Origin of the sequence: Ureibacillus suwonensis, assembly GCF_042655065.1 — a bacterium.
Taxonomy (GTDB): Bacteria; Bacillota; Bacilli; order Bacillales_A; family Planococcaceae; genus Ureibacillus; species Ureibacillus suwonensis.
The window spans coordinates 23079-44707 of the sequence record NZ_JBHSNQ010000188.1; the positions used below are offsets into that span (position 1 = coordinate 23079).

Here is a 21629-nt window from a genome sequence, read left to right on the forward strand (position 1 = left end):
AAACATTATTCTTCCGCTTCTTGAATGACCCTTTTCATTTTTTTCGCAAATTCCCTGCGAGGCAATAATACACTGTGGCCGCATCCTTGACACTTGATTCTGATATCTGCCCCCATACGGATAATTTTCCAGGCGTTGGTTCCGCATGGATGCGGCTTTTTCATTTCCACAATGTCATTCAATTTAAATGTTTTTGTCTCCATCATTCTCATCTCCCCTCGACATTGCTTTACTAGAATCATATATCATCATTTTTGGATAAGCCATTGGAATTCCATTTTTCTCTAATATCTTTTTGACATCTCTCCGAATGATTCTTGCGATGCCATAATGCTGTTGAGGTTTTGTTTCGGCAGTGATGCGAATCGTCATTTCCGCCCCCGCCACATTTTGGACGCCAACGAATTTCGGTACATCCACCAACTCTTCATATTTGGAAGGCAACGTTTTTAAATATTCCGTCACCAATTTTTCAATTTTTTCAACATCCGCTTCAATGCCGACTTGCATATCGATGATTGCTTTTGAGTTGTTCAAAGAAAAGTTGACCACTTCCGTAATTTGCCCGTTCGGAATAATATAAACTTCCCCGGTTGAACCAATTATTTTTGTCGTTCTTAACCCGATTTCCGTAACGGTCCCTTCCGCTGCGCTTGCAGAATTGATTCGAACGTAATCTCCGACACCGAACTGATCTTCAAAAATAATGAAAAATCCGGTAATCACATCTTTGACCAAGTTTTGGGCGCCAAAACCGATGGCAAGGCCGGCTATCCCTGCTCCGGCAAGCAAACCTGCCACATTGATATTCAATGAAGACAATACGCCGATGATCGCTGAAAAGTAAACGATGTAAGACAACACGCTTTGCGACAATTTTAAAAGCGTTTTTTGCCTTCGCTCAGAATATTTTAATGGCGATTTCATTCTGAGTTTAAAAAATCGCGCAATAATGCGTTTTCCTATAAATACAACGATATAAGAAACCAACATAATGGCTAGGATTTTGATAGATGCACCGACAATGAAATCCCAAAACTGTTCGCTTGAAAAATATTCCCATATTTTTTGGCTGATACTTACAATATCTTTTGTTTCATTTTCCACGGTTTCCACAATTTCTACCTTATCTTCCGACATTTTCCCACCTCTGGAATATAAAAGTAAATTAATGGTTATACTTCTAAAAAATAATATAGGCATTCCATGATTAAAACATAAAATGAAAGTAGGAATTGTATGCAAAATATCTCCAAAGAACCACTGAAAACGGCCATTCATTATGAAGAAACCGGCGCAATCTGGCGTTTAAGCGAATTGTTTTTACAGCATATCCCTTTTGAACATGAGAATCTCGTTTTTTGCTGCATCGGTACAGATCGCTCAACCGGTGATGCATTAGGACCGTTAACGGGAAGTTTGCTCTCCAATTATCATTTTCCATTCAGAATCATTGGAACGTTGGAAAATCCTCTTCATGCTACCAATTTATCATTGACTGTCAAGGAATTACAACAAATGACCACTTTTCCTTTTGTCGTAGCTATTGACGCTTGCCTTGGCAGGGAAAAAAGCATCGGTCAAATCATTGTGGAACAAGGCCCTTTATTTCCTGGAAAAGCGGTCAATAAAGAATTGCCTCCCATCGGTGACATTTCCATTAAAGGCGTGGTCAACGTGGGAGGGTTTATGGAAATGCTTGTTTTGCAAAACACCCGATTACATGTCACTTATTCAATGAGCCATAAAATTGCCCGAGCGATGCTCCTTGCTTATCAACGTCATCTATTGAAAAGGAAACAATATGGCAACCATGACGGCCACTACAACAATGCCTGGAAGCAAATTGGCTATCCGAATTTTCGTTAATCCTGCAATGTTTAAGCCAATCGCCAAAATCATGACGCCGCCCGTTGCGGTCATTTCTTGAATAAAAAGATTCAATGCCGCTTCAGGGATATATTTACTGATCAATCCGGAAAAAACGGCAATCAAGCCTTGATAAATCAACACCGGAAAAGCTGACAATAATACGCCCATCCCTAATGTCGATGTCAAGATAATGGATGTAAAACCGTCAATAATTCCTTTGGTGATGAGGATATCATGATCATTTCTTAATCCGCTGTCCAACGCACCGATGATACCCATTGAGCCAATGACAAAAATAAGGGATGCTGTAATGAATCCTTCTGCTATGTTGCTGTTTGATTCCTTATTTTTGACGATTATACTTTCCATCCATTTTCCAAATCTGTTGAAAAGGGAATCCAAATCAATCCATTCCCCTATAATTGCTCCAACGACCAAACTGAAAATCAAGATAATAAAGTTGCTCGTTTCCAATCCCATTTGGATCCCCAGCAAAGCCACAGCCAAGCCAATAATGGAAAGCAAAGTGCTTTTCATTTTTTCCGGCAAATTGCCCAGAAAGCGGCCGATGATCGAACCGATGATAATCAATAATGCATTAACGATTGTTCCAAACAGTACCATATGTAGTGATCCTCTTTCTCTGTAAAAATAGAGCGCCGTAACTGGCGCCCTTATTACATCTCATCATGATCCAAATTTAATATTTCCAAAATTCGTTCCAAATCATCTTCCGAGTAAAATTCAATCTCGATTTTTCCTTTGTTTTTTGTTTTCTTTATTTGAACATTTGTTCCAAAGAATTCTCTTAACTGTGATTCAGTAGCCTGGACAAAAATATCCTTTTTCGGAGTCTTCTTTTTTGTTTCACGTGAAACATTTTCATTCAATTGTTTAATCAATGCTTCCAATTGGCGTACATTCAATGATTGATTAATCGTTTTCTTCGCTACCTCAATCATTTGTCTTTTATTTTTTAAACCTAATAACGCCCTTCCGTGACCCATTGAAAGTTGGCCCTCATTCAGCATTTGCCTTACTTCTTCCGGCAATTGGAGCAATCGGATCATATTTGTGATATGCGGACGGCTTTTCCCTAACCGTTTGGCCAAATCATCCTGCGTGAAATTTAATTTCTCAATCAGATTTTGATAGGCCTCCGCTTCTTCAATTGGTGTCAAGTCTTCTCGCTGTAAATTTTCCAAGATTGCCAGTTCCATCATCTGTTCTTCTGTCATTTCTTTAATAATTGCCGGGATTTCTTCCAAGTTTGCCAATTTTGCCGCGCGGTATCTGCGTTCTCCTACGACAATTTCATATTTTTTCCCTTTTTTTCTTACTACGATGGGTTGGATGATGCCGTGTTCCCGAATGGATTGAGCCAATTCCCCAATCGCTTCATCATCAAATTTCTTCCGTGGTTGAAACGGATTCGCTACAAGTTTTTGCAATGGAATTTTTTCAACATGTTCATCTTTTTGAATGGACTCCAACGTTTCAGAAGGAAATAGAGCTCCTATCCCTTTTCCTAATCCTCTAGCCATTTTTAATCACTTCCCTTGCCAACTCTAAATACACTTCAGCGCCGCGAGATTTCGGATCATAGATGATAATCGGTTCTCCAAAACTTGGTGCTTCGCTTAACCGGACATTTCGAGGAATGATAGTTTTATAGACTTTATCCTGGAAATATTTTTTGACTTCCTCAATGACTTGGAGTCCCAGATTAGTGCGAGCATCCAACATCGTCAATAAAACACCGTCAATTGTTAAACTTGGATTTAAATGTTTTTGTACCAATCTGACCGTTGATAATAATTGACTGAGACCCTCTAAGGCGTAATATTCACATTGAACTGGAATGATGACTGCATCGGAGGCTGTCAAGGCGTTGATTGTCAACAATCCTAAAGATGGAGGGCAATCTATGATGATGTAATCATAATCATCTTTGATGTCTTCCAATGCGTGTTTTAAACGCACTTCCCGTGAAATGGTGGAAACTAATTCGATTTCTGCTCCCGCCAACGAAATCGTGGCCGGTATGACATATAAATTTTCTACTTTCGTTTGTTGTATGACATTTTTTACATCTTCATCATCGATCAGTACATCATATATACAGCTGGATGTTTCCCCTTTGCTTATGCCGACTCCGCTTGTCGCATTTCCTTGAGGATCGATGTCAATCAGCAATACTTTTTTTCCTAAATAAGCAAGGCAAGCGCTCAAATTCACTGATGTTGTCGTTTTACCAACACCGCCTTTTTGGTTGGCGATTGCAATAATTCTTCCCAATTTTGTGCACCTGCTTTCATCTTTATCAAATGGTTGATAATCTATTGTACAATGATAATTTTTTTACCTCTTTCATTCTATCAAATTTATAACCAAGTTGTATTCTATATGCTATTATTTCTGAAAAATTTTATATAGAAAAAGCGGCCGCCTCCTGTCATAAAGAGACGACCTTCCGTTTCACGTGAAACCATCACGATTTTTTCTTAGGGATTTTCACTGTGATTTGATAATAATCTTCCGTATCTTCTTCTTCCGTTTTTATATGGATTCCGCTTTTTGATACCATCGATAAAGATTGTTTGATTGTATTTAACGCAATGCGGATATCTTTGCTGATTGCTTTGCGTTTTGGTTTCGCTTTTTTCTCTTCTTCCGTTTCATTCGCTTTCGTGAATTGCTGAATATATTCCTCAAGTTGGCGAACGTTCCAATCATTTTCCTTGATTAAATCGACCAACTTCATTTGCAATTCTTCATCTTTGATGCCGATTAACGCCCGCGCATGCCGCTCGGTAATTTCCCGCTTTAAAATGGCGTCTTGAACATATTTCGGCAATTTTAAAAGCCTCAATTTATTTGCAATGGTGGATTGCCCTTTTCCAAGGCGTTGAGCCAGCGCTTCCTGCGTCAAATGATGAAGCTCAATGAGTTGCTGATAGGCCAAAGCTTCTTCAATTGCCGTCAATTCTTCCCGTTGCAAGTTTTCAATTAACGCGATTGATGCGGTTTCTTTATCATTTAAATCCCGAACAATTGCAGGTACTTCCGTCCAGTTCAATTTTTTTATCGCACGATACCGTCTTTCTCCCGCGATAATTTCGTATCGGTTATCTTCCAGACGGCGAACGACGATTGGTTGAATCACTCCATGGGTATGAATCGTCCGAGATAATTCTTCAATTTTCTCTTCATCAAAAACTGTGCGTGGCTGATATCGGTTCGGTACAATTTGATCAATCGGAATTTTTACTACTTCTTCCGAATGCTTTTTCTCTTTATCTTCCAATTCTATTTCACTTTTTTTTTCAGAAGCCAGTTTTTCTCCGCCTCCAAAAAATCGTGAAAAAGGACTTTTCATTCAATGGCACCACCTTTTGGAAACTATCTGCACTATATTTTATTATTTAATATTCTATATGTTTTGTACAGAGTCTAATAGAAGTAAAATCTATGAAATCGTCATGAATAATATAAATTATATTTTTCCAGTCCCGGATCTATTAAATAAGTTTCACGTGAAACGATCCATCCAGAATCTAAAGAAATAGAATGGTTGAATCTATTATTGGCCTACTATAATTAATTAATAATTATACATGAAATTTCCTTTTAACCGAAAAGAATTATGGGACAATTAAAAGGAGATTGACGCAATTGCCTTATTTGATCGGCGATTTGTTTGGTACACCGGGTTTTCTTGGATATTTTTTTGGTGTTTTTTTGATTTTTTCAAAAACAAAGATTGTTCGTTCACTATGTTCAATTGGCAAATGATAATCAAATTTTTCTTTCAAAGTTGCCCCGAGCACTTGGATGGCTTTTTTCGCTTCTTTAAACTCTTCATCGGCAGCAGCCGCTTTTAATGCAAGAAAATATCCGCCCTCTTTTGCCAGAGGAATGCAAAGTTCCGAAAGCACATTCAATCGGGCCACGGCTCTTGCTGTGACAATATCAAACTGTTCACGATAGGCTGGATTTTGACCGAATTCTTCCGCTCTCGCATGGACAAAATGGCAATTGTCCAAGTTTAATTGTTCACTTAAATGATTTAAAAATGTAATGCGTTTATTTAAAGAATCCACAATCGTGACCTTTAAATGAGGGTGGCAGATTTTCAGCGGAATGCTTGGGAATCCGGCACCTGCCCCAACATCGCAAAGGGTTTCGACTTTTGTAAAGTCAAAGTAAAAAGCGGCACTGATGGAGTCATAAAAATGCTTTAAATATACCCCTTCCAAATCGGTAATGGCCGTTAAATTCATTTTTTCGTTCCATTCAACAAGAATTTCAAAATATTTGCGAAACTGTTCGACCTGTGTTCCGTTCAACTCAATCCCGTTATCTTTTAAGCTTTGGATAAAAAGTTGCTCGTTCATTTCTTGCTCCTTTTCAAATAGTGTTTTTCTATTATGCATATAACAAATAAGCGTTCGAGATAAAGATTGCTCGAACGCTTTATTTTGTTAAGAGTTGCTGATTCTTGCAATTTTTCCTTGTTCAATGTACACAAGCAAAATGGATATATCGGCCGGATTCACTCCGGATATCCGTGAAGCTTGGGCAATGGTTAACGGACGCACTTCTTTTAATTTTTCACGGGCTTCGGAGGCCAAGTTTGGCACATCATCATAATCGATATCTTCAGGTATTTTTTTGCTTTCCAATTTATGAAGACGTTCCACTTGTTGCAATGCTTTTTGGATGTAACCTTCATATTTGATTTGGATTTCCACTTGCTCTTTTACTTCTTCGCTTAATTCTTCTTCCGGCGGCGTAAGTGTTGCCACCAAGTCATAAGTCATTTCAGGGCGTCTCAACAAGTCAGCCGCGCGGATACCGTCTTTTAATTCCGAACCGCCAACGGAACGGATCACTTCTTGCGTTTTCTCATTCGGTTTGATGATCACTTCACGGAGACGGGCCATTTCATTTTCGATTTGTTCTTTCTTTTTCAAGAATTTTTGATAACGTTCTTCTGAAATTAATCCCACTTTATAACCGATATCTGTTAAGCGCAGGTCTGCATTGTCATGTCTGAGAAGAAGACGATATTCTGCACGGGATGTCAGCAAGCGGTATGGCTCATTTGTCCCTTTCGTCACCAAATCATCAATTAACACGCCGATATAGGCTTCTGAACGTTTCAAAATGAGTTCTTCTTTTCCCAATACTTTAGCTGCTGCGTTGATTCCTGCAATGATGCCTTGGCCAGCCGCCTCTTCGTAGCCGCTTGTACCATTGATTTGGCCGGCTGTATAAAGGTGTTTGATCCGCTTTGTTTCAAGGGTTGGCCACAATTGGGTCGGAACAATCGCATCATACTCGATGGCGTAACCAGGACGCATCATTTGGGCATTTTCCAATCCAGGAATGGAAGCGATCATCTTCAATTGAATATCTTCCGGCATGCTCGTTGATAAACCTTGCACATAGACTTCATCCGTTTCCCGTCCTTCCGGTTCAATAAAGATTTGATGACGGGGTTTATCATTGAAACGAACGACCTTTGTTTCGATGGATGGACAATATCTTGGGCCAGGACCTGTAATGAGACCCGTAAACATCGGCGCTTTATCCAAATTGCTGTTGATGATCTCATGGGTTTCCGGTGATGTATACGTCAACCAGCATGGGATTTGATCCATAATATATTCCGTCGTTTCATAGCTGAATGCCCTTGGTACATCATCACCCGGTTGAATTTCCATTTTGCTATAATCAACCGTTCTTCCGTTTAAGCGAGGCGGTGTCCCCGTTTTAAAGCGCACAATGTCAAAGCCCAACTCTTTTAATTGATCGGCAAGCTTAATGGAAGGCTGCATGTTGTTAGGTCCGCTAGAATATTTGATATCACCGATGATAATTTCTCCGCGCAAATACGTCCCTGTTGTCAAAATGACCGCGTTTCCCCGGAAAACTCCGCCTGTTCTTGTAATAACCCCTTTTACTTCTCCATCTTCAATAATTAACTCTTCCACCATCGCTTGTTGGATATGAAGGTTCTCCTGTTTTTCCAAGACGCGTTTCATTTCGCGTTGGTATAACACTTTATCCGCTTGAGCCCGCAATGCCCGAACCGCCGGACCTTTTCCGGTGTTCAACATTCTCATTTGAACATGAGTTCTATCAATGACTTTCCCCATTAAACCGCCCAATGCATCAATTTCCCGTACGACAATCCCTTTTGCAGGACCGCCGATGGATGGATTACAAGGCATAAAAGCGATATTTTCCAAGCTGATTGTCAACATGAGGGTTTTTGCCCCCATTTTTGCAGCAGCATGGGCTGCTTCCACACCAGCATGACCGGCACCGACCACTATGACATCATAAATTCCTGCTTCGTAATTTGTCATGCCGAAAAAATCTTCCCTTCTATTCGTAAGTTTCAATTTATTTTCCTAAACAGAATTGTGAGAACAACTGATCAATCAAACTTTCATGAACGGTGTCACCGATAATTTCACCGAGCAATTCCCACGTTCTCGTCACATCGATTTGGACAATATCCACGGGCACGCCGGCTTCGGCCGATTGAATGGCATCTTCAATGGCATCCAATGCCTTTTGCAATACGGAAATATGCCGTGCATTGGAAACATACGTTAAGTCATCGGATTCGATCTGCCCTTCAAAGAACAATTCAGCGATCGCTTCTTCCAATTCCTCCACGCCTTCTTCTTTTAATAAAGAAGTCGTTACCATTCTTCTGCCGTTTGCAAGGGCCTTCACTTTTTCCAAATCGATCCGCTGCGGCAAATCGGTTTTATTGACAACGACGATAAAATTCATGTTCCGTATCGTCTCAAATAAACGTTCATCTTCCTCTGTCAATGGTTCAGCACCATTTAATACAAGTAATATCAAATCCGCTTCTTTTAACACCTGCCGGGATCTTTCCACCCCTATCCGTTCAACGATATCTTCGGTTTCACGAATTCCGGCCGTATCCACTAAACGTAAAGGGACACCGCGGATGTTGACATACTCTTCTATAATATCACGAGTTGTCCCTGCGATATCTGTGACAATGGCTTTATTTTCTTGCACCAATGTATTTAATAGCGATGATTTTCCCACATTCGGTCTTCCCAAAATCACCGTTGACAAGCCTTCACGCAATATTTTCCCTTGGCTGGAGGTTTGAAGTAATTTTTTTATTTCATCCCGCACCCATGTACATTTTTCAAGCAACATTGGAACGGTCATTTCTTCCACATCATCATATTCCGGATAATCGATGTTCACTTCCACATGGGCCAATGTTTCAATCAACGCTTGTCGCAACTCTTTAATTAATTTTGAGAGTTTTCCTTCCATTTGATTAAGGGCAATATTCATCGCTCGGTCCGTTTTTGCCCGGATTAAATCCATCACCGCTTCAGCTTGCGATAAGTCAATACGTCCATTTAAGAAAGCGCGCTTCGTAAATTCGCCAGGTTCAGCCAGACGTGCTCCATTTCTTAACACAAGGTTCAACACCCGGTTAACGGAAACAATTCCCCCGTGACAGTTGATTTCCACAACATCCTCACGTGTGAATGTTTTCGGAGCCCTCATGACCGATACCATCACTTCTTCCACCGCTTTTTCCGTTTTCGGATCGATTAGATGGCCGTAATGAATTGTATGAGTTGGTTGGTCTTGTAATTTTTTATTATTGGGGGATTTGAATATTTTATCCGCTATTTGAACGGCTTCATCCCCGCTTAAACGAACGATGGCAATGGCCCCTTCTCCCATCGGTGTGGATATCGCAGCAATTGTATCTGTTTCCAATTCATTCACTCCTTTACCTATCCACATGTGGATACTTTCCGAACTTCTCACTAACAAAATAGATTAACACAAATCACATTAAATCGAAAGTATAGTAACTTTTCCACATGTGGATAGTTTTGTTTCATCAAAAAACAGCCAAAAAAAAAGATCTATCTTTTCGATAGATCAAATTTATTTCACCGGTTCGATGACTAGATGGCGATTCGGTTCCACGCCTTCCGAATATGTTTCCACATCCAACCGATTCGCTAAAGCATTATGGATAATTTTCCGTTCGTAAGAAGGCATCGGTTCCAATGCAACTTTTTTTCCTGTCCGGATTGCCTTGTCCGCCATCCGCTCAGCCAATTGCTCCAAAGCAATTTGACGGCGCTCGCGATAGTTTTCAACATCCAGACTTACCGTCACATATGATTTTGCATTTTTGCTTACAACCAATTGGGTTAATTGTTGCAAAGCATTTAAATTGCTTCCGTGTTTTCCAATAAGGAGTGCCGCCTTTTCACTTTCCAGTTTGAAAAGAATCGTTTTACCTTCCGTTTCCGTTTCAATTTTCAAATCGTTAATTCCCAATGCTTTTGCGATGTCTGTCAAATATTGAACGGCACTTTCGATAGGATCAGCGTAATCTTCCTGAACCTCATCCATTGTTTGTATTGCATTCTCGCCCTTTGTTTCATTTGGTTCAACCGCTTCAACAACTGTTTCCGGTTCATCCTTTTCCGATGGGATTTCTTCTTGAATTTTTTTTTCTTCTGTCAAAGGTTCAATTAAAGTTACCCGAACCTCTGCAGGACGGGCACCAAATCCCAAAAACCCCTTTTTTGCTTCTTGCAATACCTCTATTTCCACTTGATCCCGTGTCGCCCCAAGCTGTTGTAACGCTAAAGCGATTGCTTCATCCTTCGTTGAGCCAGTTTGTGTTATTTGTTTCACTTTTTCGCTCCTCCAGTTGTCGCAGGTTTTTCAGATTCCTTCTTTTCCCAAGGTTTCTTATAAATAAAGATATTTTGCACTACTGAAATAATATTTCCGACCACCCAATATAATGACAATGCTGCCGGTAAGGCCATACCAAATCCAATGATCATCAGAGGCATAATATATAACATCATTTTCATTTGAGGATTGTCCACCGCCGGACCAGTCATTAATACAATATATTGGATGACGCCGGCCGCAATAGCTAGAACAATACTTGGTTCCGCCAATGGGAAAACGAGAAACGTGCCAAGTTCAAACTCCGGTGTCACATTCATCCGGCTGATCGCATGATAGAGTCCGATGATGATCGGCATTTGAATCAAAGCAGGTAAGCAGCCCATCATTGGATTGACGCCGCTTGTTTTCATTAATTCCATCAATTCTTGTTGATATTTTTGTTGTGTTACAGCATCTTTTGAACTGTATTTCTTTTGAAGTTCCTGCATTTTTGGTTGCAGTTCCTGCATTTTTTTCGAACTCTGCACCTGTTTTATTGTGAGCGGAAGAATTGCCAATCGAATGATAATTGTGACAGCGATAATTCCCAATCCATAAGATCCTAATAGATCTGAGAAATATTTGATAATGGAGACGATCGGCCAAACAATAAATTGATTCCAAAAACCTTCGCTGTCTTCTGAAATCGGTTCGCGATATTCGGTACAGCCGCTAAGCAAGATGGTGGCTATAGATAAGGTTAACAGTATCCAATATTTTTTTTTCAACGCTGCTCCTCCTACAGTTTTACAGATCTTTCTTCTTTTTTTCATCATCTTCAGCTATTTTACCATGATTTTACGCCTTTGCTCCACAGATAGTTTCATTTCCATCGGCACAAAATTGATGGCGCTTACAAAGCGAAGGAACTTGCCTTATTCCGCTTTTCTTCTATTCAATGCCTTAGAAATTTTTAATACATGTTCCAAACTTTTTTTCGTTTCATGGTAATTTAAATCGGCCGCCGGCAATCTGGCGATAATGACATAATCCATATCTTGACGGATTTCATCTTTTAATTCAAAAAAAACTTGGCGGATATAGCGCTTCACTTGATTCCGTGTAACGGCATTCCCGATTTTTTTTCCCACCGAAAGGCCGATTCGAAATTCCTTTTGTCCTTCCTTTGGCAAACAATATATGACAAACTGGCGATTTGCGTAAGATTTCCCTTCTTTAAACACTTGCTGAAATTCTTTATTTTTCTTTATCCTCTGGCGCTTCCTCACTCGATCACCTGCTTTTCTTTTCTAAAATTGAGAAAAAAAAGACCACTGAAGAATCAGTGGACTTATGCAGATAATACTTTTCTTCCTTTACGACGACGTGCTGCTAAAACTTTACGACCGTTTTTTGTGCTCATACGTTTACGGAATCCGTGTTCTTTTTTGCGCTTAAGTTTTGATGGTTGATATGTGCGTTTCATCTATATTTACACCTCCAAAGTGATTGTTCAGTTTCAATTTTTACATATAGACCTGACTATTATATAAAAACTACATTCAGATTGTCAAATAGCGATTAATTACAGGAAAGTGAAAAAACCCCTTGGGATATTTTCAAAATATTTTAATAAATTATCCACAGAATAGTTGTAGATAATCACAAGGATTGTGGATAATTTTTTTCGCCATTTTTTTATCCACAATTGTTATTGACAACTTTTTCACATAAACATACCTTGTGGAAAAAATTTTACGGATTCGTATGAATAATGTGGATAAGTTTATGGAGCTATTGAAACTGCTTAATTTTTTTGATAGGATAATTGTGCTTTACCTTGTGGAAAAGTATCTTGGGAAATATTTTATCCCCAACTGTTAATAACCTGTGGATAAAAATAAACACAACCTATGGAAAAAGTTATCCACAGGTTGTGATTTTGTGTTTTAATAATAAATGATGGATCCGTTTTTCATATAAATTGTAAAAAAATATTTAGTAAAGGAGTCACAAGCTTGGAACATTTAGACGAGTTATGGAGCAAGGTCCTGGCCCGAGTAGAGCAACAAATTTCAAAACCAAGCTTTGAGACGTGGTTAAAATCGACTAAATTGCTCTCTTACAAAGGAAATAATGTGACAATCGCGGCGCCCACTTCTTTCGCGCGTGAATGGCTCGAAAACCACTATGTACATTTAATTGCGGGAATCTTGTCCGAATTAACCGGAGAAGATCTGTATATTAAATTTGTTGTTCAAAAGGATCAGGACAACGATGATTTTGATATTCCGGCACCGGTCATTCAAACGAAGTCAAATGAGCCTCAAGAAAGCCCACATAGCATGCTTAATCCTAAATATACCTTTGATACCTTTGTCATCGGTTCGGGCAACCGTTTCGCCCATGCAGCATCTCTCGCGGTTGCGGAAGCACCTGCCAAAGCCTACAATCCATTGTTCATTTACGGTGGGGTTGGTTTAGGAAAAACCCATTTAATGCATGCAATCGGCCATTATGTTCTTGAACATAATCCAAATGCGAAAGTGGTCTATTTATCTTCAGAAAAATTTACAAATGAGTTCATCAACTCAATCCGGGATAATAAGGCCGAAGACTTCCGAAACAAATATCGCAACGTGGATGTATTATTAATTGATGATATTCAATTTTTGGCTGGAAAAGAATCAACTCAAGAAGAATTTTTCCACACATTCAATACATTGCATACGGAATCAAAACAAATCGTCATTTCCAGTGACCGTCCACCAAAAGAAATTCCGACATTGGAAGATCGCCTGCGCTCACGGTTTGAATGGGGATTGATTACGGACATCACCCCTCCGGATCTGGAAACGCGGATAGCGATCTTGCGCAAAAAGGCAAAAGCGGATGGACTTGATATACCGAATGAAGTGATGCATTACATAGCAAACCAAATTGACACGAATATTCGCGAGCTGGAAGGAGCATTGATTCGTGTCGTCGCTTATTCGTCTTTAGTTAATCAGGACATCACCGTAGAATTGGCACAAGAAGCGTTAAAAGACATAATGCCTAACACAAAACCAAAAACAGTAACAATTCAGGACATTCAAAAGGTTGTGGGGGAACATTTCAATATCCGATTAGAGGATTTCACTTCAAAAAAACGCACAAAATCCATTGCATTCCCCCGACAAGTGGCGATGTATTTATCAAGAGAATTAACGGATTTTTCTTTGCCTAAAATTGGGGAAGAATTTGGTGGAAGAGATCACACAACGGTTATTCATGCTCATGAGAAGATTGAAAAATTGTTAAAAGTGGATCAACATCTGCAGGAAGAAATCAAGCGGATTCGCAGCATGCTTGGCAAATAAGGTTGTGGATAACCTTCATTTTCTTTTACAGGGTTATTCACAATGTATTAACATGTGGATATGTTGTCCGAACAGAAAAAATCACGCTTATCCACAAATCCACAGCGACTATTACTATTCCTACTCTTTTTATTTTAAAAAATAATAATTTAATAAGTGAGGTATGACGATGAAATTTGAAATCATGCGAGATCGACTGTTGGATGGGCTAAATGATGTAACAAAAGCCATCAGTTCCAAAACAACGATCCCTATCCTGACCGGGATAAAAATAAATGTCAGAAACAACGGCATTCTGTTGACAGGATCAGATGCAGATATCACCATCCAAACATTTATTCCAGCCGAAGAAAACGGCGATCAAATTATCAACATTGTGGAAACTGGATCCATCGTTTTACAAGCCCGAATGTTCAACGAAATCGTAAGAAAACTTCCCACAAATGATGTTGAAATCGAAGTGGTGAATGATTTTCAAACTCATATTCGCTCAGGAAAAACGGAATTCCATTTGATCGGTTTGGATGCATCCGAATATCCGTTATTGCCGGAGATCTCCAACGATAATAAATTCGAAATAACGGCCGATTTATTGAAAGCGATTATTCGCGAAACAGTATTTGCGGTTGCAACAAGCGAAAGCAGACCTGTGCTCACAGGGGTAAACTGGATGATAGAAAACGACGAATTGATCTGTGTTGCAACAGATAGCCATCGTTTGGCGCGGAGAAAAGTGAAACTGGAAAATTTACCGGGCGATATTGAGTCAATCGTCATTCCTGGAAAAAGTCTCAATGAATTGAATAAAATTTTGGATGAAACAAGCAATCCTGTTGAAATCACTATGTCCAACCAACAAATTTTATTCAAAACGGATCACGTATTATTCTTCTCCCGTTTGCTGGAAGGAAATTATCCGGATACTTCCCGCTTAATACCAACGGAATTCAAAACCAATATTACGTTGGATGGAAAAACATTATTGCAAGCAATTGACCGCGCCTCTCTTGTGGCCAGAGAAGATCGGAACAACGTTGTCCGTTTTGAAACATTGGAAGATGAAGGTGTGAAAATTTCATCCAATTCACCGGAAATCGGAAAAGTGGAAGAACAAATTCCGGTTCACTCAATCGAAGGTGAAGAACTGGTTATTTCATTTAGTGCAAAATACATGATGGAAGCATTAAAAGCGATTGATGGGCAAGGGCAGGAAGTAATCATTCAATTTACCGGTGCAATGAGACCATTCATTCTACGTTCAGTGAATGATGATGCCATCCTTCAGTTGATACTGCCGGTGAGAACATATTAATTTTTGAAAAGTGTAGATATAGCCGAATTTCAGGCTTGTCTACACATTTTTTTTACTCAAAACGTATTGGGTCTTTCATTAAAACACGGGATTTGGCGGCAGGTTTTACGACATTATATGTTGTGAAACTTTTTTTATACTAAAAATCAAAAAATTTTAGTTGAAACGATTTTAATATTCGTTTTTTAATTCTGATTGGAGAAGTATGTAAGCATGAATAAAGGTTTGAATTAGAAGCTTTTCGTCAAAAATTAAGGTAGGCATCCGTTGCTTTTCTGGCTTATTGGCGAAAATTAAGGTAAGATTAATTGATAGATGTTCGTTTAACGGAGGCTGAATTTATTTGAATGAATTAGTTATTGACACGGAATTCATCACGCTCGGTCAGGTGTTGAAAGTGACCAATGTGATCGGCTCTGGTGGTATGGCCAAATGGTATTTGGAAGAAAACAATGTGTATGTCAACGGTGAAATTGAAAGACGACGTGGACGAAAATTAAGACATGGCGATTTCATCAATATTCCTGGTTGTGGAAGATATGTAATTGTAAACAAGAACGGAGAAAAGGAATGATTATTGAACGTTTACAACTTACCAATTACCGCAATTATGAATCTCTCAATTTAGAGTTTTCTCCAAAAATCAATGTCCTCATTGGAGAAAATGCCCAAGGAAAGACGAATATTTTAGAATCCATCTATGTATTGGCGATGGCCAAATCCCACCGGACGAGCAATGATAAAGAATTGATACGTTGGGAAACAGACTATGGTAAAATAAAAGGGGAAATCAAAAAACGACATGTTAGCTTTCCTTTGGAGCTTTTAATTACTAAAAAAGGGAAAAAGGGAAAAGTTAACCATATTGAACAATCGAAACTAAGTAACTATATAGGTCAAATTAACGTTGTCATGTTTGCGCCGGAGGACTTGAACATCGTAAAAGGAAGTCCGCAAGTGCGCAGACGTTTTATTGATATGGAAATTGGCCAAATTTCCCCCGTTTATTTGCATGAACTGCTGAATTTCCATAAGCTCTTAAAGCAGAGAAACCAGTTATTGAAAAGTTATCAAGAAAAACAAAAAATCGATGAAGTATTATTTGATATTTACACAGAACAATATATTCAATCCGCTGTACAAATTATTCGTAAGCGTTTTGAATTTGTTAATCTATTACAGGAATGGGCGGAAAAGATCCATTCCGGCATCTCTCAAGGAATGGAAAAGTTAAAAATAAAATACTTCACAACCAAAGGAATTGATAAAGATTGGTCCATCACCGATATATCTACATACTTAGCGGAAAAATTCGCTCAAGTGAAAGAAAAGGAAATGGAAAGGGGCCTGACACTCATCGGACCTCATCGTGATGACTTGCAATTTTTAGTCAACGATTATGATGTTCAGGTTTATGGATCGCAAGGACAACAAAGGACAACTGCCCTTTCTTTAAAGTTGGCTGAAATTGAATTAATTAAGCAAGAAACAGGAGAATCACCTATATTGCTTTTGGATGATGTATTGTCTGAATTGGATGATTTCCGTCAATCCCATTTGCTGAACACGATTCAAGGAGAAGTTCAGACCTTTGTTACGACTACAAGTGTTGATGGAATTCACCATGAGACATTACAACACGCAAAAATGTTTCACGTGAAACAAGGAAAAATAGAGACTGAATAGTTGATCATTGGATTTTATAGGATTTTATGTGATGAAATAAATGCATACTAGGGTATGAAAGAGTAGGTGAACGTGGTGGCTTTAGAAGATAGTAAAGTTCAGGGAAATTATGATGCTGAACAAATACAAGTTTTAGAAGGATTAGAAGCTGTCCGCAAACGTCCAGGAATGTATATTGGTTCAACAAATTCAAAAGGTTTACACCATTTAGTGTGGGAGATTGTAGACAATAGTATTGATGAAGCATTAGCTGGTTATTGCGATAAAATTCATGTAACGATAGAAAAAGATAATTGGATTCGTGTGGAAGATAACGGCAGGGGGATACCGGTAAGCATCCATGAAAAAATGGGTATTCCTGCCGTTGAAGTAATTATGACTGTACTCCACGCTGGAGGAAAATTTGGAAGCGGCGGCTATAAAGTTTCCGGAGGTTTGCATGGTGTTGGAGCTTCTGTAGTAAATGCGCTTTCCGAAGAAACTGAAGTGTATGTAAAACGGGATGGTCATATTTATTATATTAAGTTTGCTAGAGGGAATACGGTTGTACCGCTAAAAGTGTTGGGAGATACAGATGAAACTGGAACGACAACACGTTTTAAAGCGGATCCGGAAATTTTTAAGGAAACGACTGTATATGATTACGAGACATTGGCAACCCGCTTGCGTGAACTGGCTTATTTAAACCGCGGCATTAGGCTGACATTGACAGATGAGCGCGGGGATGAAGTGCATTCTGATACTTATTATTACGAAGGCGGAATTCGAGAGTATGTAGAGCATCTAAATGAGTCGAAAGAGCCGATTCATGAAACGATTGATATTATGGGGGAAAAGGATGGAATTTCCGTTGAAATTGCATTGCAATATAATGCGGGATACTCCACTGACATTTATTCCTTTGCAAATAATATCAACACTTATGAAGGCGGTACCCATGAATCTGGGTTTAAAACGGCTTTGACTCGTGTCATTAATGAATATGCACGAAAAAGCGGCATGATTAAAGATAACGATGCAAATTTAACAGGTGAAGATGTCCGCGAAGGTTTAACTGCCATTATATCTGTAAAACATCCGAATCCTCAATTTGAAGGGCAAACAAAAACGAAATTAGGAAATTCGGAAGTAAGTGCCATTACAAACCAAATCTTTTCGGAAAGCTTTGAACGATTTTTATTAGAAAATCCATCGATTGCTAGAAAAATTGTTGAAAAAGGAATAATGGCTGCTAGAGCTCGTGTTGCGGCCAAAAAAGCCCGGGAATTTACAAGAAGAAAATCAGCGTTGGAAATTTCAAATTTACCAGGGAAGCTTGCTGACTGTACTTCTACAAATCCGGCAGAATCTGAAATTTTCATTGTCGAAGGGGATTCAGCGGGCGGATCGGCTAAATCAGGTCGTGACCGTTACTTCCAAGCCATCTTGCCTTTGCGCGGAAAAATTTTAAATGTGGAAAAAGCCAATTTAAACCGCATTTTATCCAATGCGGAAATTCGCGCCATGATCACAGCCTTTGGTACAGGTATCGGGGATGAATTTGATCTAGAAAAAGCCCGATATCATAAAATCATCATTATGACCGATGCTGATGTCGATGGAGCACATATCCGCATTCTATTGCTAACATTCTTCTTCCGATTCATGCGTCCGCTTATCGAAGCAGGATATGTATATGCTGCCCAACCGCCTCTTTATCAAGTAAAGCAAGGAAAGCATGTAGAGTACTGTTATTCAGATGAAGAACTTCAGGAAATTTTAAAACGCCTTCCAGATAATCCAAAACCTACAATTCAACGATATAAAGGTTTAGGAGAAATGAATGCTGAACAACTATGGGAAACAACGATGGATCCAGAAAGACGTACGTTGCTTCAAATCCAATTGGATGATGCCATTAAAGCCGATCAAATCTTTAGACAACTAATGGGCGATGAAGTAGAGCCCCGTAGACAATTTATTGAAGAAAATGCAGTATATGTTGAAAATCTAGACGTTTAATATGCATGAAAGGAGGGCTCATCCATGGCTGAAAATATTAATTCAGAAATCAAACAAGTGAAAATTAGCGAAGAAGTTCAAAAATCTTTTTTAGATTATGCAATGAGCGTCATTGTTTCCCGTGCCCTGCCGGATGTGAGAGACGGCTTGAAACCTGTTCAACGCCGTATTCTTTACGGCATGTATGAATTGGGAAACCATTCAGATAAACCGTATAAAAAATGTGCCCGCATCGTAGGAGATGTAATGGGGAAATACCATCCCCACGGAGACTCTTCCATCTATGATGCACTTGTGCGGATGGCGCAGGACTTTAGCTATCGTTACGTTTTAGTGGATGGACATGGCAACTTTGGTTCAGTTGATGGAGACGGCGCTGCTGCCATGCGTTATACGGAAGCCCGCATGTCAAAAATTGCGATGGAGATGCTTCGGGATATCAATAAAGATACGATTGATTATGATCCAAACTATGACGGAACTGAAAAGGAACCAAAAGTATTGCCTTCTCGGTTCCCTAACTTGCTCGTAAACGGAGCTTCAGGAATTGCTGTTGGTATGGCAACAAATATTCCTCCGCATCAATTGGGAGAAACAATTGATGCGGTTATCGCAGTAGCGGAAAATCCTGAAATTACAACAGATGAGTTGATGGAAATTATTCCAGGGCCAGATTTTCCGACAGGCGGGATTATTTTAGGACGAAGCGGAATTCGTCGCGCTTATGAAACAGGACGTGGCACAATTGTTGTGCGTGCAAAAGTGGAAATTGAAACAAGTTCGACTGGAAAAGAAACCATTGTTGTAACAGAAATTCCATATCAAGTGAATAAAGCGAAGTTAATTGAAAAAATTGCTGAGCTCGTTCGGGATAAAAAAATCGAAGGAATTTCCAATCTTCGTGATGAATCTGACCGCCGGGGCATGCGGATTGTTATAGAAGTAAGAAAAGATGCCAATGCCAATGTGGTGTTGAACAACTTATACAAACAAACGGCCATGCAAATGAATTTTAGCGTGAACATGCTTGCCCTCGTTCACGGCCAACCAAAAGTATTAAGTTTAAAAGAAGTGCTTTATCAATATTTAGAACATCAAAAAGAAGTCATCACCCGCCGTACTCAATATGAATTGAAGAAAGCGGAAGATCGGGCACATATTTTAGAGGGCTTGCGCATTGCTCTTGATCATATCGATGAAATCATCAATATCATTCGTTCTTCTCGCACAGGAGAAGAAGCAAAACCCATTTTAATGGAGCGCTTTAACTTATCGGAAAAACAAGCACAAGCCATCCTCGATATGCGCCTCGTTCGTTTGAGCGGACTGGAAAGAGAAAAAATAGAGAATGAATATCATGATTTGCAAAAACTTATAGGCGAATTAAAAGCCATTTTAGCTGATGAGTCAAAAATTATTGACATTATTAAAAAAGAACTGTTAGAAATTAAAGAAAAATATAATGACCAACGCAAAACTGAAATTGCTCCCGGCGGTCCGGAAATGATTGAAGATGAAGATTTGATCCCAAGGGAAGATTCCGTCGTTACATTGACCCATAGAGGATATATTAAGAGATTGGCGGCCAACACATATCGCAGTCAAAGACGCGGCGGCCGCGGAGTGCAAGGAATGAATACCCACGAAGATGATTTTGTGGAACATTTATTGTTCACATCTACCCATGACGTCATTTTATTCTTCACTTCCAAAGGGAAAGTGTATCGGGCAAAAGGATATGAAATCCCTGAATACGGACGTACAGCAAAAGGTTTACCAATCGTTAACTTGTTAAATCTTGAGAAAGAAGAAAAAGTTACGGCGATGATTGGTGTAAAAGAATATGATGAAAATGCGTTCTTCGTCTTTACGACAAAAATGGGGATTACAAAGCGCACTTCTTTATCCCAATTTGCCAATATCCGCAATAACGGTTTAATTGCAATTCATTTGAACGAAGATGATGAATTGATTTCTGTCCGATTAACAGACGGTTCAAAACATGTTGTCATTGGTACCAGAAACGGCATGTTAATCCGTTTTGAAGAACAGGATATTCGTGAAATGGGCCGTACCGCAGCCGGAGTACGCGGTATTAAACTTCGCGAAGGCGATTGGGTAGTCGGTATGGAAATCGTCGAACCGGGTCAAGATATTTTGGTCGTAACTGAAAAAGGTTACGGAAAACGGACGCCTGAATCTGAATATCGCCTGCAAAACCGGGGTGGAGTAGGCATAAAAACGATTCAGATTACAGAGAAAAACGGCCCAATGTGCGCGGTAAAAACCGTGGACGGCACAGAAGACATCATGTTGATTACAAACAATGGCATACTCATCCGTATGGACGTGAATGATATATCTTGTATCGGCAGAAATACGCAAGGGGTACGGCTAATCCGCTTGGCCGAAGATGAATGCGTGGCAACAGTAGCTAGAGTGAAGAAAGAAGAAAATTCCGATGAAAACGATATAACAGAAAAAGAAGAAAATGATAAAGCCTGATATGTAAAGGAAAATGAAATAAAAACATGAATAAATTCCTTAAGAGGCTGGGACATAACTAATAAAGTGAACGAGCTGCAAAAAAATTTTTTGTAAAAAATTGATATCACAGAAAATTGATTGGAGTGACGGGGCGACTCCTGCGGGAACAGCCCGAGTCTCGAGAC

Annotated in this window: 20 protein-coding genes; 7 read left to right on the forward strand and 13 right to left on the reverse strand. The window is 39.4% G+C overall.

Annotated features, from left to right (window positions below):
* Nucleotides 1–5 precede the first annotated feature (5 nt).
* Nucleotides 6–203 (reverse strand): DUF951 domain-containing protein, encoded by a 198-nt coding sequence (locus ACFPOH_RS15135; protein WP_342471208.1) that lies wholly within the window; start codon nt 201–203, stop codon nt 6–8.
* Nucleotides 184–1140, reverse strand: a complete 957-nt coding sequence (locus ACFPOH_RS15140; RefSeq protein ID WP_390310465.1) for a mechanosensitive ion channel family protein — start codon at nt 1138–1140, stop codon at nt 184–186. The genes ACFPOH_RS15135 and ACFPOH_RS15140 overlap by 20 nt, the downstream gene beginning before the upstream one ends.
* Before the next feature lie 99 nt (nt 1141–1239).
* Between ACFPOH_RS15140 and yyaC the strand changes: the two genes are divergently transcribed.
* Nucleotides 1240–1869 carry a spore protease YyaC gene (yyaC, locus tag ACFPOH_RS15145; RefSeq protein ID WP_342470762.1) on the forward strand — a complete coding sequence of 210 codons (630 nt, stop codon included), beginning with the start codon at nt 1240–1242 and terminating at the stop codon, nt 1867–1869.
* On the opposite strand, the gene ACFPOH_RS15150 is transcribed toward yyaC, so the two are convergent.
* The 11 genes from ACFPOH_RS15150 to rpmH all read right to left on the reverse strand — a co-directional run bounded on the left by ACFPOH_RS15150 (nt 1786) and on the right by rpmH (nt 12082).
* A complete protein-coding gene (locus ACFPOH_RS15150; RefSeq protein ID WP_342470761.1) occupies nt 1786–2496 on the reverse strand; it encodes a DUF554 domain-containing protein in 711 nt (236 codons plus the stop codon). The genes yyaC and ACFPOH_RS15150 overlap by 84 nt on opposite strands.
* Nucleotides 2497–2549: 53 nt before the next feature.
* Nucleotides 2550–3416, reverse strand: coding sequence for a ParB/RepB/Spo0J family partition protein (locus ACFPOH_RS15155; RefSeq protein ID WP_342470760.1), 867 nt, complete (start codon nt 3414–3416; stop codon nt 2550–2552).
* Entirely contained in the window at nt 3409–4170 is a 762-nt protein-coding gene (locus tag ACFPOH_RS15160) for a ParA family protein (RefSeq protein ID WP_390310468.1), read from the reverse strand. The genes ACFPOH_RS15155 and ACFPOH_RS15160 overlap by 8 nt, the downstream gene beginning before the upstream one ends.
* 193 nt (nt 4171–4363) lie before the next feature.
* On the reverse strand, nt 4364–5251 hold the full coding sequence (gene noc, locus ACFPOH_RS15165; RefSeq protein ID WP_342470758.1) for a nucleoid occlusion protein: 888 nt from the start codon (nt 5249–5251) through the stop codon (nt 4364–4366).
* Between the two features lie 301 nt (nt 5252–5552).
* Nucleotides 5553–6269: a 16S rRNA (guanine(527)-N(7))-methyltransferase RsmG gene (gene rsmG, locus ACFPOH_RS15170; protein ID WP_342580681.1), complete on the reverse strand. Its 717-nt coding sequence runs from the start codon at nt 6267–6269 to the stop codon at nt 5553–5555.
* 87 nt (nt 6270–6356) lie between these two features.
* Nucleotides 6357–8249: a tRNA uridine-5-carboxymethylaminomethyl(34) synthesis enzyme MnmG gene (mnmG, locus tag ACFPOH_RS15175; RefSeq protein WP_390310471.1), complete on the reverse strand. Its 1893-nt coding sequence runs from the start codon at nt 8247–8249 to the stop codon at nt 6357–6359.
* A gap of 37 nt (nt 8250–8286) precedes the next feature.
* A complete protein-coding gene (gene mnmE, locus ACFPOH_RS15180) occupies nt 8287–9672 on the reverse strand; it encodes a tRNA uridine-5-carboxymethylaminomethyl(34) synthesis GTPase MnmE (protein WP_342580682.1) in 1386 nt (461 codons plus the stop codon).
* A gap of 174 nt (nt 9673–9846) precedes the next feature.
* Nucleotides 9847–10611 carry an RNA-binding cell elongation regulator Jag/EloR gene (jag, locus tag ACFPOH_RS15185; RefSeq protein ID WP_390310474.1) on the reverse strand — a complete coding sequence of 255 codons (765 nt, stop codon included), beginning with the start codon at nt 10609–10611 and terminating at the stop codon, nt 9847–9849.
* Nucleotides 10608–11384: a membrane protein insertase YidC gene (yidC, locus tag ACFPOH_RS15190; RefSeq protein ID WP_342470752.1), complete on the reverse strand. Its 777-nt coding sequence runs from the start codon at nt 11382–11384 to the stop codon at nt 10608–10610. Before yidC ends, jag begins: the two co-directional genes overlap by 4 nt.
* Before the next feature lie 147 nt (nt 11385–11531).
* Nucleotides 11532–11885 carry a ribonuclease P protein component gene (gene rnpA / locus ACFPOH_RS15195; RefSeq protein ID WP_390310476.1) on the reverse strand — a complete coding sequence of 118 codons (354 nt, stop codon included), beginning with the start codon at nt 11883–11885 and terminating at the stop codon, nt 11532–11534.
* A gap of 62 nt (nt 11886–11947) precedes the next feature.
* The gene (gene rpmH / locus ACFPOH_RS15200) at nt 11948–12082 is read right to left on the reverse strand and encodes a 50S ribosomal protein L34 (protein WP_208651115.1); all 135 of its coding nucleotides are present in this window, start codon (nt 12080–12082) and stop codon (nt 11948–11950) included.
* A gap of 532 nt (nt 12083–12614) precedes the next feature.
* On the opposite strand from rpmH, the gene dnaA reads away from it, so the two are divergent.
* The 6 genes from dnaA to gyrA all read left to right on the forward strand — a co-directional run bounded on the left by dnaA (nt 12615) and on the right by gyrA (nt 21462).
* Nucleotides 12615–13958, forward strand: coding sequence for a chromosomal replication initiator protein DnaA (gene dnaA / locus ACFPOH_RS15205; RefSeq protein ID WP_342470750.1), 1344 nt, complete (start codon nt 12615–12617; stop codon nt 13956–13958).
* 169 nt (nt 13959–14127) lie between these two features.
* Nucleotides 14128–15270: a DNA polymerase III subunit beta gene (gene dnaN, locus ACFPOH_RS15210; RefSeq protein ID WP_390310478.1), complete on the forward strand. Its 1143-nt coding sequence runs from the start codon at nt 14128–14130 to the stop codon at nt 15268–15270.
* Nucleotides 15271–15613: 343 nt separating this feature from the next.
* On the forward strand, nt 15614–15844 hold the full coding sequence (gene yaaA, locus ACFPOH_RS15215; RefSeq protein ID WP_342470748.1) for a S4 domain-containing protein YaaA: 231 nt from the start codon (nt 15614–15616) through the stop codon (nt 15842–15844).
* Nucleotides 15841–16956 (forward strand): DNA replication/repair protein RecF, encoded by a 1116-nt coding sequence (recF, locus tag ACFPOH_RS15220; protein WP_390310481.1) that lies wholly within the window; start codon nt 15841–15843, stop codon nt 16954–16956. Before yaaA ends, recF begins: the two co-directional genes overlap by 4 nt.
* A 66-nt stretch (nt 16957–17022) precedes the next feature.
* Nucleotides 17023–18957, forward strand: a complete 1935-nt coding sequence (gene gyrB / locus ACFPOH_RS15225) for a DNA topoisomerase (ATP-hydrolyzing) subunit B (RefSeq protein ID WP_390264046.1) — start codon at nt 17023–17025, stop codon at nt 18955–18957.
* 24 nt (nt 18958–18981) lie between these two features.
* On the forward strand, nt 18982–21462 hold the full coding sequence (gene gyrA, locus ACFPOH_RS15230) for a DNA gyrase subunit A (protein WP_342580684.1): 2481 nt from the start codon (nt 18982–18984) through the stop codon (nt 21460–21462).
* Nucleotides 21463–21629: the final 167 nt, after the last annotated feature.

What these genes read in the sequence shown, in the direction of transcription:
- gyrA (WP_342580684.1), top strand. Translation starts at nt 18,982, where the DNA reads ATGGCTGAAAATATTAATTCAGAAATCAAACAAGTGAAAATTAGCGAA.
- ACFPOH_RS15150 (WP_342470761.1), bottom strand. Translation starts at nt 2,496, where the DNA reads ATGGTACTGTTTGGAACAATCGTTAATGCATTATTGATTATCATCGGT.
- recF (WP_390310481.1), top strand. Translation starts at nt 15,841, where the DNA reads ATGATTATTGAACGTTTACAACTTACCAATTACCGCAATTATGAATCT.
- mnmG (WP_390310471.1), bottom strand. Translation starts at nt 8,249, where the DNA reads ATGACAAATTACGAAGCAGGAATTTATGATGTCATAGTGGTCGGTGCC.
- rpmH (WP_208651115.1), bottom strand. Translation starts at nt 12,082, where the DNA reads ATGAAACGCACATATCAACCATCAAAACTTAAGCGCAAAAAAGAACAC.
- dnaN (WP_390310478.1), top strand. Translation starts at nt 14,128, where the DNA reads ATGAAATTTGAAATCATGCGAGATCGACTGTTGGATGGGCTAAATGAT.
- noc (WP_342470758.1), bottom strand. Translation starts at nt 5,251, where the DNA reads ATGAAAAGTCCTTTTTCACGATTTTTTGGAGGCGGAGAAAAACTGGCT.
- yyaC (WP_342470762.1), top strand. Translation starts at nt 1,240, where the DNA reads ATGCAAAATATCTCCAAAGAACCACTGAAAACGGCCATTCATTATGAA.
- ACFPOH_RS15155 (WP_342470760.1), bottom strand. Translation starts at nt 3,416, where the DNA reads ATGGCTAGAGGATTAGGAAAAGGGATAGGAGCTCTATTTCCTTCTGAA.
- ACFPOH_RS15140 (WP_390310465.1), bottom strand. Translation starts at nt 1,140, where the DNA reads ATGTCGGAAGATAAGGTAGAAATTGTGGAAACCGTGGAAAATGAAACA.
- ACFPOH_RS15135 (WP_342471208.1), bottom strand. Translation starts at nt 203, where the DNA reads ATGGAGACAAAAACATTTAAATTGAATGACATTGTGGAAATGAAAAAG.
- rsmG (WP_342580681.1), bottom strand. Translation starts at nt 6,269, where the DNA reads ATGAACGAGCAACTTTTTATCCAAAGCTTAAAAGATAACGGGATTGAG.